Genomic DNA, 1,875 nt, shown 5'->3' on the forward strand with positions numbered 1-1,875 from the left:
AGCCTTATGAGATCTGCATTTATAATAACGGATTCGGAATTTACATTATCTGATTTGAAACAATGCGCAAAAGGGATGCTTGATTTTGAGTATTCAAATAATACAGAGCTATCGTTCCACCTAAAAGATGTGGAAAGAGGCTATTTTTATATTTCATTGGATAATAGCATATTTGATTTGATGGAGAAATATCAGCAGGAAGTAGTTACTTCACATTTTGCTGCTTTTAATATTTATGGTTGCACCTTCCACTACTTTGATATTCTTAGGACACTAATTAATGCTATACCCTCTGATAAAAAGATAATTGTAGATAATGATCATGGAGCTTTAATTGAAAGGGAAAAATTTTTAACCATTGTGACTTATGAAGAATTTATTGAAATAGCCTTTTGATTTATATTAAAATAATAAATCCAGCCATTTGGCTGGATTTATTATTTTAATATTGCTTGCAATTTAGATTTAGCGAGGAAAGCATCCAGGAGAGAGTAAACGCACTCTTTATCTTTATCTGGAAGTTCATTAATCTCATTAAGCCGCTTCATCATCTTAGGATCTTTAAGTATGTTGGTATCGTTAGCCTCACCGAGTAAAAAGCCAACAGTTGTATCCAGGGCATCTGCCAGTTTTCTAACAACATCAATGGAAGGCAGCATCTCATCCCGTTCATAGCGGCCAATGACGGTATGAGCGGAGCCTAGTTTTTTAGCCAGTTCCTGTTGTGAAAAGCCTTTGGCTTCTCTGCACTCCCTGAGTTTTTTACCAAAAGACACCATTGTGATACTGTCGGCTCCCCAAATTTCGGCCGCAAGAATTAGAGTTATAAATTAATTGATTTATTAACTTTAATCCAGCAATATGAAAAGAAAGAATTTTACAGAAAGTCAGATAGTTACTGCTCTTAGAAGACAGGAAGGCGGTATAGCTGCTAAGGATATCGCCCGTGAATTAGGGATAAGTGAGGCTACCTTTTACAACTGGAAAGCAAAATATGGTGGTATGGAAGCCAGTGATGTCAAGCGTCTAAAAGATCTTGAATCAGAACATGCAGAACTCAAGAAGATGTATGCAGAACTTTGTATTGAAAATCGGGCCATGAAAAACCTGATTGAAAAAAAGCTGTAACGCCTCAGGAGAAACGGGAAGCGGCTGATTTTCTTGTAAAAGAAGAGCAGCTTAGTATCCGAAAGGCGTGTAAGATAGTATCTATCCCGCGTAGTACTTATGATTATAAAATGGTACCAAAAGATGATTCGGCCCTACATAAGGCCCTGGAATCTTTAACGGAGAGACATGCTGGTATTGGTTTTTGGCAATCCTATTACAGATTGAGAAATAAAGGGTTTGCCTGGAATTACAAAAAAATCTACCGGGTGTACACTTCCATGAAGCTCAATATCCGCCGGAGGGTTAAACGCAGGTTGCCAGCCAGGATAAAAGAAGCTTTAGTGATCCCCGATCATCCTAACCAAGTATGGAGTGTTGATTTTATGAGCGATGCCTTGGTGGATGGGAGGAAATTTCGCCTGCTAAACGTCATAGATGATTTTAACCGGGAGTCATTGGCTATTGAAGTAGACACATCACTACCTGCATTACGACTAATCCGTGTACTGGAAAGAATTATAGAACAACGGGAAAATCCTGTTTGTCTCAGGACGGATAACGGCCCTGTAAAGTAAAAACCGGATTAGTCTAAAATGATGCAAAGACTTTTCAGAATTAACACAAAACCGTGTAAGGTTTTTCCAGGACGAGACAATTACATGAAAGTGTTATTGTTTTTTGTACCCCTAGCCTGTACCTTAGTTTTATGAAAACAGTCACCCAAATAAGTTAATCCAACAATGATTTTTTTTATCCAATGTCATG

General features: G+C 37.8%; 4 protein-coding genes. 3 read left to right on the forward strand and 1 reads right to left on the reverse strand.

Translation table 11 applies throughout. From position 1 onward, the window contains the following. On the forward strand, positions 1-396 hold a 396-nt coding region (locus VIP81_RS18200; protein WP_331964133.1), incomplete at its 5' end, for a hypothetical protein. A gap of 41 nt (positions 397-437) precedes the next feature. Here VIP81_RS18200 and VIP81_RS18205 read toward each other — a convergent pair. Then, positions 438-779 (reverse strand): helix-turn-helix transcriptional regulator, encoded by a 342-nt coding sequence (locus VIP81_RS18205; protein WP_331964136.1) that lies wholly within the window; start codon positions 777-779, stop codon positions 438-440. Positions 780-861: 82 nt separating this feature from the next. On the opposite strand from VIP81_RS18205, the gene VIP81_RS18210 reads away from it, so the two are divergent. Then, entirely contained in the window at positions 862-1,128 is a 267-nt protein-coding gene (locus VIP81_RS18210) for a transposase (protein WP_331964139.1), read from the forward strand. 203 nt (positions 1,129-1,331) lie between these two features. Further along, the gene (locus tag VIP81_RS18215; RefSeq protein ID WP_331964142.1) at positions 1,332-1,685 is read left to right on the forward strand and encodes a DDE-type integrase/transposase/recombinase; all 354 of its coding nucleotides are present in this window, start codon (positions 1,332-1,334) and stop codon (positions 1,683-1,685) included. Positions 1,686-1,875: the final 190 nt, after the last annotated feature.

The sequence above is a fragment of the Chitinophaga sp. genome, from assembly GCF_036566945.1.
Classification (GTDB): domain Bacteria; phylum Bacteroidota; class Bacteroidia; order Chitinophagales; family Chitinophagaceae; genus Chitinophaga.